The organism is Pedobacter aquatilis, from assembly GCF_032678425.1.
Classification (GTDB): Bacteria; Bacteroidota; Bacteroidia; order Sphingobacteriales; family Sphingobacteriaceae; genus Pedobacter; species Pedobacter aquatilis_B.
Genome location: NZ_JAVTSG010000002.1, coordinates 501191 through 517115 on the forward strand (window position 1 = coordinate 501191; position 15925 = coordinate 517115).

At 36.6% G+C, this 15925-nt stretch carries 13 protein-coding genes; 5 read left to right on the plus strand and 8 right to left on the minus strand.

Features of this window, described 5'->3' with window-relative positions:
- The first annotated feature begins 27 nt into the window (after positions 1-27).
- Positions 28-1986 carry a DNA topoisomerase (ATP-hydrolyzing) subunit B gene (gyrB, locus tag R2Q16_RS08215; protein ID WP_316736379.1) on the plus strand — a complete coding sequence of 653 codons (1959 nt, stop codon included), beginning with the start codon at positions 28-30 and terminating at the stop codon, positions 1984-1986.
- A gap of 206 nt (positions 1987-2192) precedes the next feature.
- Here gyrB and R2Q16_RS08220 read toward each other — a convergent pair whose 3' ends face one another.
- From R2Q16_RS08220 to mdh, 8 genes are all read right to left on the minus strand, one after another.
- Positions 2193-3119 (minus strand): bestrophin family protein, encoded by a 927-nt coding sequence (locus R2Q16_RS08220; RefSeq protein WP_316736381.1) that lies wholly within the window; start codon positions 3117-3119, stop codon positions 2193-2195.
- Positions 3120-3145: 26 nt separating this feature from the next.
- Positions 3146-3643 (minus strand): hypothetical protein, encoded by a 498-nt coding sequence (locus R2Q16_RS08225; protein WP_316736383.1) that lies wholly within the window; start codon positions 3641-3643, stop codon positions 3146-3148.
- Positions 3644-3801: 158 nt separating this feature from the next.
- On the minus strand, positions 3802-5160 hold the full coding sequence (locus R2Q16_RS08230; RefSeq protein WP_316736384.1) for a HAMP domain-containing sensor histidine kinase: 1359 nt from the start codon (positions 5158-5160) through the stop codon (positions 3802-3804).
- Complete coding sequence (locus tag R2Q16_RS08235; protein WP_316736385.1) at positions 5160-5837, minus strand: response regulator transcription factor; 678 nt, start codon at positions 5835-5837, stop codon at positions 5160-5162. The genes R2Q16_RS08230 and R2Q16_RS08235 overlap by 1 nt, the downstream gene beginning before the upstream one ends.
- A 153-nt stretch (positions 5838-5990) precedes the next feature.
- The gene (locus tag R2Q16_RS08240; protein ID WP_316736386.1) at positions 5991-6530 is read right to left on the minus strand and encodes an SRPBCC family protein; all 540 of its coding nucleotides are present in this window, start codon (positions 6528-6530) and stop codon (positions 5991-5993) included.
- Positions 6531-6585: 55 nt separating this feature from the next.
- Entirely contained in the window at positions 6586-6984 is a 399-nt protein-coding gene (locus R2Q16_RS08245) for a group III truncated hemoglobin (protein WP_316736387.1), read from the minus strand.
- An 80-nt stretch (positions 6985-7064) separates the two neighbouring features.
- Positions 7065-7490 carry an aspartyl protease family protein gene (locus R2Q16_RS08250; RefSeq protein WP_316736389.1) on the minus strand — a complete coding sequence of 142 codons (426 nt, stop codon included), beginning with the start codon at positions 7488-7490 and terminating at the stop codon, positions 7065-7067.
- 68 nt (positions 7491-7558) lie between these two features.
- On the minus strand, positions 7559-8497 hold the full coding sequence (mdh, locus tag R2Q16_RS08255; RefSeq protein ID WP_316736390.1) for a malate dehydrogenase: 939 nt from the start codon (positions 8495-8497) through the stop codon (positions 7559-7561).
- Positions 8498-8648: 151 nt separating this feature from the next.
- Here mdh and R2Q16_RS08260 point away from each other — a divergent pair, with 151 nt between their 5' ends.
- The 4 genes from R2Q16_RS08260 to R2Q16_RS08275 all read left to right on the plus strand — a co-directional run bounded on the left by R2Q16_RS08260 (position 8649) and on the right by R2Q16_RS08275 (position 15920).
- Positions 8649-9101 (plus strand): lipocalin family protein, encoded by a 453-nt coding sequence (locus R2Q16_RS08260; RefSeq protein ID WP_316736391.1) that lies wholly within the window; start codon positions 8649-8651, stop codon positions 9099-9101.
- Positions 9102-9676: 575 nt separating this feature from the next.
- Entirely contained in the window at positions 9677-14110 is a 4434-nt protein-coding gene (dnaE, locus tag R2Q16_RS08265; RefSeq protein ID WP_316736393.1) for a DNA polymerase III subunit alpha, read from the plus strand.
- 167 nt (positions 14111-14277) lie between these two features.
- Positions 14278-14598, plus strand: coding sequence for a thioredoxin (gene trxA, locus R2Q16_RS08270; RefSeq protein ID WP_290240218.1), 321 nt, complete (start codon positions 14278-14280; stop codon positions 14596-14598).
- Positions 14599-14708: 110 nt separating this feature from the next.
- Positions 14709-15920 (plus strand): PQQ-dependent sugar dehydrogenase, encoded by a 1212-nt coding sequence (locus R2Q16_RS08275; RefSeq protein WP_316736394.1) that lies wholly within the window; start codon positions 14709-14711, stop codon positions 15918-15920.
- The last annotated feature ends 5 nt before the right edge of the window (positions 15921-15925 follow it).

Consider the following 15925-nt stretch of genomic DNA (forward strand, 5'->3'; position numbering starts at 1 on the left):
TTTGATGATTATAGTTTTAAACAAAATATGAGCGAAGAACAAGATTTAAAGTCAAATTATTCGGCAGATAATATACAGGTTTTAGAAGGTTTAGAAGCGGTGCGTAAGCGCCCTTCGATGTATATAGGTGATACTGGTGTAAAAGGTTTGCACCACTTGGTTTACGAGGTTGTAGATAACTCAATTGATGAGGCTTTGGCCGGTCATGCGGATACAATTGACGTTAGAATTTTAGAAGGAAACTCAATCAGGGTAGAAGATAACGGTCGTGGTATTCCAACCGGTATCAACAAAAAGGAAAATAAATCGGCATTAGAAATCGTTATGACGGTTTTACACGCTGGTGGTAAATTCGATAAGGACACTTACAAGGTTTCTGGTGGTTTACACGGTGTTGGGGTAAGTTGCGTTAACGCATTATCTACCGATTTAAAAGCCGAAGTACACCGTGAAGGTAAAATCTGGATGCAGGAATATAAAATTGGTGTTCCTCAATATGATGTGAAAGAAGTTGGTACAACGGATAAACGTGGTACAATTGTAACTTTCAGTCCGGATCCAACTATTTTTACGCAAACAACGGAGTATAAGTACGATACTTTAGCTGGACGCTTACGCGAATTGGCTTTCCTAAATAAAGGAATTACGTTAACCCTAACAGATGAGCGTGAAACATTAGAAGATGGCACTTTCTTCTCGGAAGTTTTCCACTCTGAAGGTGGTTTAAAGGAATTTGTTGCCTTTTTAGATGGTACAAGAGCATCTTTCTTGCCAGAACCAATTTATATCGAAGGTATTAAAAATGGCATACCAGTTGAGTTAGCTTTTCAGTATAACGATAGCTATTCGGAGAATGTACACTCTTATGTAAACAACATTAATACCCACGAAGGTGGAACACACATTGCAGGTTTCCGTAGAGGTTTAACCAGAACATTAAAAGCTTATGCCGATAAATCTGGTTTGCTAAAAAACCTTAAAATGGAAATTACCGGTGATGACTTTAGAGAAGGTTTAACGGCAGTAGTTTCTGTAAAAGTACAAGAACCGCAATTTGAAGGTCAAACCAAAACCAAATTGGGCAACAGTGAGGTAATGGGCGCAGTTGATGTTGCGGTAGGAGAGGCTTTGGGTTATTACTTGGAAGAAAATCCTAAAGAGGCTAAAATGATCATCAATAAGGTGATTTTAGCGGCTACAGCTCGTGCTGCGGCTCGTAAAGCCCGCGAAATGGTTCAACGCAAGAGTGTAATGGGTGGTTCTGGCTTGCCAGGAAAATTGGCCGATTGCTCAGACAGTGACCCGGAAAGATGTGAAATTTTCTTAGTAGAGGGTGACTCGGCAGGTGGAACTGCTAAGCAAGGTCGTGATAGAAACATTCAGGCTATTTTACCTTTAAAGGGTAAGATTTTGAATGTTGAAAAAGCAATGGAGCACAAGATTTACGAAAACGATGAGATTAAGAATATGTTTACGGCGATTGGCGTTAGCATTGGTACTCCAGAAGACGATAAGGCTTTGAACTTAACTAAGTTGCGTTACCACAAAATTGTAATCATGACGGATGCGGATATCGACGGTTCACACATTACAACTTTGATTTTAACGTTCTTTTACCGTTACATGCGTGCTTTAATTGAGGCTGGTTACGTTTATATTGCTTCACCACCGCTTTATCAGGTTAAAAAAGGTAAAGAGTTTGAATATTGCTGGAATGATGTACAACGCGATGCCGCTGTACAACGTTTAAAAGGTGCTGGTAAAGAAGATAGTGTACATATACAACGTTACAAAGGTTTAGGAGAAATGAACGCAGAACAATTGTGGGATACTACTTTAAACCCAGCTACACGTACTTTAATGCAAGCTACAATCGAAAGTGCTGCAGAATGCGATCATACTTTTTCTATGTTAATGGGCGATGAAGTTGCGCCACGTAGAGAGTTTATTGAACGTAATGCGAAATACGCAAAGATTGATGCTTAATTAGAGCTAAAAAGAAAAAGGACTAAAGCTGAAAGGCAAAAAATTAAAACCCTCTTCGAGTTTAACTTGAAGAGGGTTTTTGCTTTTAGAATCAATAATTGTTAAGTCAATTATTAACCTCTGCCTAACCTTTTCTCCATCCGGAGAGAAAGCAACGGCCTAACTAACCATCCCAAACTATGAGATGTAACTAAAAACTATTTCTATTACAAGATATAGTACGAGCCCATTGGAGCAAGTTCGGTTTGAGGTTTATCCTCGTATATTTTATTATCATCCAACATTTGCAATAAATCTCTTTCAATGGTTCTGCAAATCGTTGTTGTAGGGGTATCTGTAGGTTTGTTCTCAAAAGGGTCTTGCAAGTGCACAGCCATTTTTTCAACCAATAAGAAAAAAGCCGCAATTGCAACAACCAATGGAACTTCCATATATCCAAAATATTCTATCAAACCAAAAGGCAATAAAACGATAAATAAATGGATAGACATACTGATGTATTTACTATAGGTTACCGGGAAAACCGTGTTCTTAATCCTTTCAGAGCCGCCCATGTGGTTACACAATGCAGTAATGGTTTTATCAATTTCTATTTGTTGATATTTATTAATCCAGCCTTCCTGCAAGGCTCTTTTCAAATCCATACCATGCAATTCTAATAAAGTAACGGTAACATTTTTACGTTTCTTAATAAAATCCATTTCTTCTGGAGATAAATACTGCTCTAAGCCTTTACGTGGATTAAAGCCCCTTAAAGATTGGCTAAGCGCATAACACCAGGCAATTTGGCGTTTAATAAAGCGATCTTTGAATTGTTCAATATCTTCTTGCTGATAAGGATTTTCTACAAACGATAAAATCTGACGGGAAATCGATCTTGAATCGTTTACAATTGCACCCCAAAGTATTCTGGCTTCCCACCATCTATCGTAAGCCTGGTTAGATCTAAAGGCGAGTAATAATGAAATTACCGTACCCAAAAGTGCTGGTACTGCTACAGGAATAGAGATGCGTGTGATGTGGAAATTTTGGTATAGAACAACGATACCTACAGAGTAACTTATTACAAAAAGTAACTCTGTTTTTATTTTTCCAAATATATAGGTGAGCGGAATATTATTACGTAACAGCATGATAACTGATTTAAATTCGTGTATAATTAGGCAGTTGCCTCTATTAATTCTTTTTCAGGTATTTTCGAATCGATTAAGTTTTCTTGAACCTGATTGTTGTTAATGTCTAATTCAAGTACGGCACATCCAGAACGTTCTGTTAAAAATTTCGGGTTAATGCTGTATTTGTTTATCGGACGGAAATCATATGCTTTCGGATAGGCGATAAAATCAACATCGAATGCTTCGATAAAGTTTTTAAATGCTGCAACTGTGCTTCCATAAAAGTATTCTACGCCAGTTGTTGCAACTTGGTTTGGAAACCTTTCGCGGTATTGATTTATGGTTTGATAAAATTCATCACTAACGTTTTCATAATCGCGGCTGCGGCGACTCAACATTAACATATCCGTTATAGAATCTGAAAGTTTAAACGCATGTAAGAAAATTATATTTAATTTCTCATTCGGTTGATTTTGAATAAGCGCATCGATAATTTTAGTGCTTTCTAAATTGAAATCTGTTGGTACTAATACTGTTTTCATGGCTTTTCTTTTTTAATTGATAATATTTTATACTACAATTTTAAGCCAATGAGATTACAGCCGAATAAGAGTAAGATTAAAATTAGATTAGAATTTTAAATACTTGAATTTAACCTGGAAATACTTAATGGAAGGGTTTGCTATTGACAATCAATAGATTATTGACTAGAGTTAGTCGGAATCATAACCTTTATTTCGGTGCCAGCACCAACCTGAGATTTGATGCCAATGCTGCCACGATGCAATCTAATAATATTTAATGATAGTGGCAAACCAATTCCATAACCTTTAAATTCGTCAGTATTGGATGCTCTGTAAAACGGTTCGAAAATGTGTTGAATATCTGATTGAGGAATGCCAATACCTCTATCAGTTACTGCGACAGAAACAATATTTTGGTTACTTTCTATTAAAACGGTAACCACATTATTGTTTGAGTATTTGCAAGCATTACTTACAATATTTGAAATGGCAAGCTTAACCAAGTTCTTAATTGCCCGTATTACCAATTGATTTTCATCTTCTGGTAATCGGCTTAAATCTACTTCAATTTTGTTTTCAGGGTGAACCAAATTTACAGCTTCAATAACTTCCCAAACAATTTCATCAACCCGAACTTGTTCCCAAGGTTGGTTTTTTCCATTGAAACCAGATTGTGCCATGCCAAGCAAGCTGGTGATGATGTGTTCCAAACGGTCTGCTTCATCCTTAATTTTAGTTAATGCTTTATGCTGCTTTTCGGCATCTTGCTTGGTATTTATGGCTAACTCAAGCTCGCCACTTATAATGGTTAAAGGTGTGCGTAACTCATGCGAAGCATTACTTATAAAATTATTTTGCGTTTCAAAAGCGGTTTCCAACCGATTTAGCATGTTGTTAAAGGTTTCGGCAAGTTGAGTCATTTCATCCTTGCCTTTTTTAACATCTAAGCGCATATGCAAATTTTCGGCTTTCATGTGCTTAACACTCCTTATAATATTACGCAATGGCTGAAGCATGTAATCGGAAAATTTCCAGCCAACAATAAATGATAAGAATACGGAAAGGAAAAATCCAATTATTAATATTTTTTGAAGGTCTTTTAGCTCTCTAAAACCAACCGGATCATTTGCCGATACAATTACAATATATCCACCAGAAGGATTTTTGAAATATTTACCCGCATAAAAGTGATTTCCAGTTCTGTACCTGGCTGTAAAGCCAGAATTGATTCTCTTATAAAAGCTTTGGGATAATTCTTTATCCAGCGTTTGCTCCGTTTTTCCAGCTTCAACAATGTATTCCTTTTCTGATGGAAGACGTTCTAAATATTGGTTGCGCATTTTAGCGTAAACGATGTTGTTATCGTCTTTGTAGAGTTTAATTTGAGCGGCAATATTTACCCTCGCTTCTAAACGCTTGTAAAAATCTTCGAAAGCAAACTCATTTGAGAAATACCAAACAAAACCACTTAACAGCGAAATAATTACCGCAGATAAGATTACAAAGAGTAATGTGATTTTTTTGGCGATAGACATTATTGTTCCCTTAAAACATAACCTAAACCAACAGCAGTGCGAATTAATTTTGGTTCGTAGTTTTTATCAATCTTTTTTCGGAGATAGTTAACGTAAACATCAACCACGTTAGTGCCAAGGTTAAAATCTATATCCCATACGCTTTCCAAAATATCAATTCTAGATAAAATTTTAGATTTATTTTTAGCCATAAATTCCAGTAGTCTATATTCTGTAGCTGTAAGTGTAATGTCTTGGTTATTACGTTGAACGGTTTTAGCGCTCAAGTTAATTTTTAAATCAGCAACCTGAATTATCTGATCATTTGTAGCTGCGCCACTATATCTCCTTAATAATGTTCTGATGCGGGCGAAAAGTTCAGCAAACTTAAATGGTTTAATCAGGTAATCATCTGCACCATTATCTAAGCCATTTACAACATTTTCGGTGGTACCCAAAGCCGTAAGCATAATTACAGGTGTATTCGGTTTTTGTTCTTTGATGATTTTGCATAATTCCAAACCATTAATTCCTGGCAACATGATGTCTAAAATAATCAAGCTGAAATCATTATTTAATGCCATTTGCTTTCCGATTAAGCCATCTGGAGCTATACTAACTTCAAAACCTTCTTCAGTTAAGCCTCTAGAAATTACTGAAACCACATTTGGCTCATCTTCAACAATTAACAAATTCATCTTTTCAGCAATTAATTTAAAGTGTAGGGATTACCAAATCTGTATAATTTGGTTTTAGTCATGTAAAATAGACATTATTGTTTATCAACAAAAAAATATTACAAAAAAAAGCCTTCCGTTTTAGCGAAAGGCTTCATAAGAAAATAGAGTGTTTTAGTTTCCTTTTTCTGATTTCTCCTTTAAGGATGCTAAACCGCTTTCAAAATCTTTTCCAATCATTTTGTCCATGCCACCCATCACAACACACATCCATTTACTAATGAAATTGTTCTCGCCACTCATGGTCCAGGTTACTTTGTTGCCGCCTGCTTCTGGTACAATATCAAATTTTGTGTCTGCATGGCTTTCAAAAGGTTCTTTAAAAAACAAATCGATATCAACTTGCTTGTTTGGTTCAACCTTTAAAATTTTCATTTCTCCGGCACCAGTTTCTTTTCCAACCCAGGCATAAACATGACCAGGTTCGCATGGAGCACCGGTGAAGGTTGTTTTAGCTGTAGGTTCCATTTTAGCCCATGGATTCCATTTGTAGAATTCGTTAAAATCAGCGATGTTTTTGTAGACTACGCTATCAGTTGCATTAATGGTTGTGCTTCTGCTTACCGAATAAGTTTTAGGCAGGAAGAAACTTCCAACCACCAAAATTATTGCCAATACAACAATAATTCCTAATAAGACTCTTAAAAATTTCATATCTAATTTGTTTGTTTACCTAAATTTAAAACAAACAATCAAATGACACAAATTTTTAAACGATATTAATTTTTGGCTTTGGCGAGTTTAGTTTAAAGTGCATTAAATCGGCGATTGATTGCGCTTTTTGCTTAATGGTTTCAGCGTTTTCACCCTCAAAAAGTTCATCAACTGTAGTGTAAAAAAGCGATTTCCATCTATCAAATTCTTCTTGAAGTAAATCGACTTTTTGTTGCAATGCAAAATGTGTTAGCATAGGGTTGCCTTTATAAGTTGCCTTCCCGAAAAGAATGCTCTCCCAAAAATCGTACATTTTAGGTAAATGATGCGACCAATCTACTTGTGCAACATCTGTAAAAATAGTTCCGATTTTATTATCCTTTTGAACCTTTTCGTAAAAGGTATTTACCAGAAGTATAATGTCTTCCCGGTTTTTAATATCGCTTTTGCTCATGTTGCTAAATATCTTTGTAATCCTGATGCAAATATGGAGCAAAGTCGGTGATTAAAATATGATTTTAATCAGCTTACAGATTATTTTTTTAGAAGGAGTAATAAATTTTCATAGTCGATAACCGCCTGATGTTTCATTAAAATATCGCCACCAATTATACAACCAATGGGCGGGTGACCAAATTGCTCGTAAGTTTCGCTAACCGATTGCAAATCAAACGCGACAGTTTCGTAGGCTGGAATTTTTAATTTGCCAATTTTTAATTCCGGAATGGTTGCCTGGATTGTTGTTGTAGTTGTAAATAATGTTGCTGCGTTTATCTCGTCAGATACCTTTAAGGTTTCTGATAGGTGTTTTTCTATCAAAGACTTATCGAAAACGGTTCTGGATGCCCCAGTATCTAATACAGCAAAATGCTTTTCTTTAAAAACAACAACTTCCACCAATAGGTGGAAGCCGTCATCTTGTAAGTTTATAAGTTTTAGTGGAATTGAAATTAATTTCATAAGCGTTTAAAAATTGAGACTAAACAGTAGACGTTAAACTTTCGTCTGTGTTGCTTCAATTTCGAATATTAAACTAATTTCATATCCGCCAGTACGGTATTCATATTTCTAACTGCATCTGCGCTTTTGTTAAATGCAGTTTGTTCTTCGTCAGTTAATTTGAAATCAATAATTTTTTCCCAACCATTGCGACCGATAATTACAGGTACACCTAGGCAAATATCATTTTGTCCATATTCTCCCTCAAGTGAAACGCAGCAAGTAAATAATTTCTTTTCATCGCGTAAAATGGCTTCAACCAAGGCAGCTCCGGCAGCTCCAGGTGCGTACCATGCCGATGTTCCAATTAAACCAGTTAAAGTTGCACCACCAACCATAGTATCAGCCGCAACTTTATCAAGCGTAGCTTTATCTAATAAATTGCTAACTGGTAAACTTTGGTAAGTTGCCAAACGGGTTAAAGGTATCATGGTTGTATCGCCATGACCGCCAATTACAAAACCTTGTAAATCGTTCGGGTTGCAATCTAATGCTTGTGATAAATAGAATTTGAAACGAGAACTATCTAAAGTACCGCCCATTCCAATAATGCGGTTTTTAGGTAATCCTAAAGATTTCAATGCCAAATAGGTCATTGTATCCATTGGATTACTAATCACAATAATAATCGCTTCTGGAGAGAATTTTAATATATTTTCGGCAACACCTTTTACAATGCCGGCGTTAATTCCAATTAATTCTTCGCGGGTCATTCCGGGTTTACGTGGTAAGCCAGAAGTGATTACAACAACATCCGAACCAGCAGTTTTACTGTAATCATTTGTTACACCCGAAATTTTTGTATCGAAACCTAAAAGGGTAGCAGTTTGCATCATGTCGATAGCTTTCCCTTCGGCGAAACCTTCTTTAATATCTAGTAATACAAGCTCGTTAGCCAGTTCTTTACGTGCAATGTTATCTGCACAAGTTGCGCCTACAGCGCCTGCTCCTACAACCGTTACTTTCATATATCTATATTTTTTATGGTTTGCTGTTAATTATCAATCGAAGGTATAAATAAATATAAGGTTAAAAAATCCTTTTCAAAACTTTATAATTTGATGAGGGTTTACTTAAAAGATAAAAGATAAAAGATAAAAGATAAAAGATATTCATTCTATGGAAAATAAACCGATTTCAAATTTAGATTATAAAACTTTCGAGGGTAAATGGTATTCATTATATTCCATCCCTACTTTAATGGATAAGCATTGGAAACAGACAACGGAAACTTACACTTTAAAAGAAGATGATCACTTTGATGTTTTAACAACTTACCATAAGGAAGGCAATCCTGAAGAAAAAACGATTACTTCGAAATTGTTTTTTTATGATGAGAAAGCCGATGGATATATGAAAGCGCAGTTTTTCTGGCCGTTTAAAGTCGGATATTGGATTATTGAATTGGCAGAAGATTACAGTTATGTAGTTGTTGGACATCCAGATGAAAAATACCTTTTTATAATGGCTCGTGAACCTAGAATGGAAGCTGAATTATTGGTTGATATTATAGAAAGATGCCGTGAGAAAGGATATGATGTAAGTGAACTGGTGAGTCAGGAGCATTTTTAGGATGTTTGTAAGTGCGCTCATCATTGCAAAACCGATTTTTCATCTGCCTTTCAATCTTCTTACAGAAGTTGACTTCGCAAGTTTGAGTGTTATTAATCTTAGCCAGACAGGCTTTTTTCTTTTGACAACAAAAGAAACAAAATTGCCGGCTGAAAATTTTTGTTTTAAGGTTAGTACTTTGGCTTTGATGGTGCTTTCCCAAAAATTTGTTAGGCCAGTTTAGAATAAAACGGAGATTTTGTGCTTAGGCTAAGCTAGGTTAAACCTGCCAAATGATATTTGATTTCCTAGTATTCCGTCATTTCAAGCGAAGTCGAGAAATCCTTAAATTTTGCTTTTAGTTGCAAAGACTTCTCCATTTCGCTGTGTTTCAGTCGAAATGAAGGCCTCGTTTTCACAACTCTAAAATTCTTCACTGTGTTCAGAATGACAGCTTCTATCGCAATTCTCTAAGTCAAAATACATTCCTGCAATTCTTATCTTTTGTTGATAATTTACTGACAACTTAAGGTGTCAAATTCCTTATTTTTGAAGAACCGTTATTATTCTGAACGGCTAATTCTTTAAAGCAGCATATGTACTTAATTTTTGATACTGAAACCACAGGTTTGCCGCGTAACTATAATGCACCAATTACCGATACCGATAATTGGCCGCGTTGTATTCAAATCGCCTGGCAATTGCACGATGAGATGGGGAGATTGGTTGAACATCAAGATTATCTGGTAAAACCAGAAGGATTTAACATTCCTTACGATGCCGAAAGAATTCATGGAATTTCTACCGATTTAGCCATTGAACAAGGTATTTCATTCGATGAAATGCTTGCTAAATTTAATGAGGTTTTAAACAAAGCTAAATTTATTGTTGGGCAAAATGTTGGCTTCGATGTTAACATTATGGGCTGCGAGTTTCACCGTTTTGGCGTTGCAAATCGTATGGCCGAAATGCCAGTTTTAGATACTTGTACAGAAATTACTGCACAACTTTTACAATTGCCAGGCGGTAGAGGTGGTAAATTTAAATTACCAACCTTAACCGAATTACACTCTTACTTATTTGGGGTTCCTTTTAGCGAAGCACACAATGCAACCGCCGATGTGGAAGCTACAACGCGTTGTTTTTTGGAATTGGTAAAACGCGAAGTTTTTAAAAAGGAAGAACTTTTAGTTGATGCTGAATATTTCCCTCGTTTTAGAGAAATAAACCCTACAACAATTGAAGGTGTTGGTTTAAAACACGTTAATTTAAAGTCGGCATCTGAAGAAATCCGCAAACGCATTCAAAAAGCTGAAGGTGGTGGAATTTCTAAACAAGAACTTGAAGGAAATAAACAAGAACTTGCTGCAGCAACTTTTGTGCATTTGCATAACCACACACAATTTTCGGTTCTTCAAAGTACCATTAGTATTCCTGCCTTGATAAAAGCTACTGCGGCACAAAAAATGCCAGCCGTTGCAATGACTGATCATGCGAATATGATGGGCGCTTTTCACTTTGTAAATGCAGTTTTAAACCATAACAAAGCTGCAGAAGCTAAAAATGCTGAAGCAATTGAAGCAGGCCAACGACCAACAGAAATGGTAATGACACCGATTGTTGGTGTAGAGTTTTTTGTTTGCGATAACCATTTAGATAGAACTGCAAAAGATAATGGTTACCAAATGGTACTATTGGCGAAGAATAAAAATGGCTACCATAATTTAGCTAAAATGTCCTCAATCGCTTATACCAAAGGCTTTTATTATGTTCCTCGTATTGATAGAAATGTAATTGAGCAGTATAAAGAAGATATCATTGTACTTTCAGGTAATTTATCTGGAGAGATTTCTAATAAGATTTTAAATCTGGGCGAAACCCAAGCAGAGGAAGCTTTGATTTGGTGGAAGCAAATGTTTGGCGATGATTTTTATGTTGAGGTAATGCGTCACAATCAGGAAGATGAAAATCGTGTAAACGAATCTTTAATTTCCTTGGCTAAGAAGCATACGGTTAAACTGGTTGCTACAAATAACACGTATTACATCAACAAAAAAGATGCTAATGCGCACGATATTTTACTTTGTGTAAAAGATGGCGAGAAGCAGGCAACGCCGATTGGTCGTGGCCGTGGTTACCGTTATGGTTTGCCCAATCAAGAATACTATTTTAAATCTGCTGATGAGATGAAATCGCTTTTTGCCGATTTGCCAGAGGCGATTTTAAACATACAGGAAATTGTAGATAAGATTGAAACCTACAAACTTGCACGTGAGGTTTTACTTCCAAAATTTGATATTCCTGAACAATTTCTAGTTGCTGAAGATGAAGAGGATGGCGGAAAACGTGGAGAAAATAAATTTTTAAGACATTTAACTTACGAAGGCGCAAAAATCCGCTACGGCGAATTAACACCTGAAGTTACCGAACGCTTAGACTTTGAATTGGCAACGATTGAGAAAACGGGTTATCCGGGTTATTTCTTAATTGTACAAGATTTTATTGCCGAAGCCAGAAGGAGGGATGTTTCTGTTGGTCCTGGTCGTGGTTCTGCGGCAGGCTCCGTAGTTGCGTATTGCCTTTGGATTACCAACATCGACCCGATAAAATATGATCTCCTTTTTGAGCGTTTCTTAAATCCGGATCGTGTGTCCATGCCCGATATTGATATCGATTTTGATGATGAGGGACGCGGACGTGTAATGGAATACGTAATTAATAAATACGGTTCTAGTCAGGTGGCGCAAATTATCACTTATGGTACAATGGCGGCGAAATCGTCCATTCGCGATACGGCGAGGGTTTTAGATTTACCATTATTTGAAGCGGATAAAATAGCGAAGCTGATTCCGAATATGAAGCTTGCAAAAATCTTCAATCTTGATGAGAAAACCTTAAAAGATTCGCTTCGACCAGATGAATATGAACGTGTTGTGGAACTGAAAAACATGGGCGGACTTAAGGATTTAAGTGCCGAAACCATTCAGCAAGCGCAAGTTTTAGAGGGCTCTTTAAGAAATACAGGTATCCACGCTTGTGGTGTAATTATTACCCCAAGTGATATTACCAATTTCGTTCCGGTTGCTACGGCGAAAGATTCAGATTTATATGTTACCCAGTTCGACAACTCCGTTGTAGAAAGTGCGGGTTTATTAAAAATGGACTTTTTGGGTTTGAAAACCCTAACCCTGATAAAAGATACTGTTAAACTCGTTAAGAAAAGACATGATATTGATCTAGATCCGGATACTTTTCCGATTGATGATGTAGCAACTTACGAGCTTTTCCAACGTGGCGAAACCATTGGTATTTTCCAATATGAGAGTCCGGGTATGCAGAAATACATGAAGGAATTAAAACCAACGGTTTTCGATGATTTAATTGCCATGAACGCATTATACCGCCCTGGACCGATGGAGTATATTCCAAGTTTCGTAAGAAGAAAAAATGGCGAGGAGGAAATAAAATACGATTTAGATGCGTGCGAAGAATACCTTAAAGAAACCTATGGAATTACCGTTTACCAAGAGCAGGTAATGCTTTTGTCGCAAAAATTGGCTGGTTTTACCAAAGGTGAGGCCGATGTTTTGCGTAAAGCAATGGGTAAAAAGCAAAAAGATGTATTGGATAAAATGAAGCCTAAATTTGTAAAGCAAGCTTCGGAAAAAGGACACGCAGCTGATACGTTAGAAAAAATCTGGAAAGATTGGGAAGCTTTTGCATCTTATGCATTCAATAAATCTCACTCAACTTGTTATGCTTGGATTGCTTATCAAACTGCGTTCTTGAAAGCACATTATCCGGCAGAATATATGGCTGCAGTACTTTCTAATAACATGAGCGATATTAAACAAGTGGCTTTCTTTATGGAAGAATGCCGCCAAATGGGCGTTGTTGTTTTAGGTCCAGATGTTAACGAATCTGATTTGAAATTCTCGGTAAACACCAACGGCGAAGTTCGCTTTGGTATGTCGGCAGTTAAAGGTGTTGGAGAAAAGGCGGTAGAAAGTATTATCGAAGAACGATTAGAAAAAGGGCCTTTCATTAGCATTTACGATTTTGCAAAACGTTCTAATACCCGTATCGTAAACAAAAAAGCTTACGAAAGTTTTGTTTACAGCGGTGCTTTTGATGCATTCGGCGGTCACAGAGCGCAGTATTTTTACATCGGTCCAAATGATAAAATGAATGGCATTGAGAAAATAATCAAATATGCCAACGATTTCCAGAATAATGAAAGTACCTCACAGGCATCGTTATTTGGTGGTTCAAAAGCCGATATGATTTTAGAGCCATCTTTGCCGGTTTCGCCTGAGTGGGCTTTAATGGATAGATTAAAATATGAGAAGGATGCGATTGGAATTTTCCTTTCAGGTCATCCGCTAGATAATTATAAACTAGAGTTAGATAGATTTTGCACACACGGTGTTAAGCAATTAAGTGTTATCAATAAAGTACGTATGGGTGATACGAATGAAGACGTGCTCGCCGTATTTGAAACTTTAAAAAACAGAGAGTTATGTGTGGGCGGATTGGTTGTTACCGCATCTCAACGTATTACAAAAACGGGTAAGCCATTCGGAACATTTGTTTTTGAAGATTATGATGATGCTTGTGAAATGGCGCTTTTTGGTGAAGATTTCCTCAAGTTTAAATCATTTTTAACCGAAGGCTATTTCTTACAAATTCGTGGTAGAGTTGGTGAACGTTTTGGAAAAGCAGGCGATTGGGAATTCAAAATCACGTCGATAAATTTAATGTCTGAGTTAAGAGATAAACTGGCAAAAACAATAACCATTCAAGTGCCAATAGAAAAGGTAAATGATGAATTAATGCGCCAAATTGAGGAAATTTTAGCAGACAATAAGGCAAACTCAGAACAGCAAAACTGTCAGCTAAATTTTGCGATTTACGATAGAGAAAAGGAGTTTATGCTAGATTTACCCTCTAAAAATTTAAAGATAAATCCGAACAATAAGTTCTTAGAACAATTAACCGGATTGAATGTTGTAAATTATAAGTTAAACTAAGATTAACAACGTCATTGCGAGGCAAGAAGCAATCCCTTGAGTAAATAGATTGCTTCGTGCCTCGCAATGACGGAAGCGTAAAACAAACCACAATATTGTCAAATTGGCATTACACTATTGGTGGCATTAGAATTGAATATATATATTTGAATATAAAAAATTAGATTATGGCATTAGAAATCACAGATGCAAACTTCGAGGAGCTTGTATTAAAATCAGATAAACCAGTATTAGTAGATTTTTGGGCAGAATGGTGTGGCCCTTGTCGCATGGTTGGTCCGGTAGTAGAAGAAATCGCTAAAGAATATGATGGCAAAGCTATCGTTGGTAAAGTTAACGTAGATAACAACCCTCAAATTTCTATGCAATTCGGTATCCGTAACATCCCGGCTTTATTATACTTTAAAGATGGTCAGGTTGTTGATAAACAAGTTGGTGCGGTACCAAAATCAGTATTAGCTGAAAAATTAAACAAGCAAATTGCTTAATTGAGTAAAGCACAACGCTTTATTAAAATATATGACCCGAATTCGTTACAGAGTTCGGGTTTTTTATTACAGATATTTTTTGTTCTTTTATCTTGACAAAATCATAACTAATGAAACTATCCAACATCAAAACATCAACATTTGTAATTTCATGCTGCCTATTAAATTTAGGCATTTCCGGAATTGCCTCGGCACAAAATCCTGTCGAAACAGAAAAACCAACGGCAGATTTTAAGCCAGCTTTTGAAGGGCAAACCAGAATAGCAGGCGTTAAAACCAGTACAGCATTAGATGTATCCATTATCAATGATAAACTTGAACGCCCTTGGGCAATTTCTGAACTTCCAAAGGGTGGTTTTTTAATTACTCAGAAAGGTGGGAATATGGTCATTCTTACTGCTGATGGGAAATTAAGCAAAACTATAGAAGGCTTACCAAAAGTAGACGATTCTGGTCAGGGTGGTTTATTAGATGTAACCTTAGATCCAGATTTTGCTAAAAACAGAATGATTTATTGGGCATATTCCGAACCGCAAACTAAAGGCGTTCTTTTGGCAATTGCAAAAGGAAAATTATCTGCAAATGAAACAGCTATCGAAAATCAAACCATAATTTATCGTGTAACCCCTGCTTACGGAGGCAAACTTCAGTATGGTTCGAGGATTGTTTTTGATAAAAACGGTAACTTATTTGTGAGCACGGGCGAGCGTTCTGGTGGCGATATCAGAATCCAGGCTCAGTATTTAAATTCTTCTTTAGGTAAAATTTTACATTTAACTAAGGATGGAAAGGCTGTTCCAAACGGTCCGTTTGCTGGCAAAGCCGATGCAAGACCAGAAATTTACGCTTATGGTTTACGCAATCCGGATGGATTGGCGATTAATCCGCTGACCGGCGATTTATGGGAAGCAGAATTTGGACCAAGAGGAGGTGATGAAGTAAACCTGATTAAGCCGGGTAAAAATTACGGCTGGCCAATCATTACTTACGGTACAGAATACAGCGGTAAGAAAGTAGGCGACGGTATTCAACAGAAAGAAGGAATGGAGCAACCAGTTTATTATTGGAATCCAAGTATTTCGCCAGGTTGTATCGCATTCTATAACGGTAGTGCTATTCCTGAGTGGAAGGGGAATTTATTTGTAGGTGCTTTAAGCGGTTCTCACATTATCAGATTAGTGATTAAAGACAATAAAATTGTTGGCGAAGAACGCTTGCTGGAAGGAAAAGGCGAACGTTTTAGAGATATGGTTGAAGGTAAAGATGGCGCAATGTACAGCGTTACCGATAACGGAAAGCTATATAAAATAGCGAAGAAATAAAATCA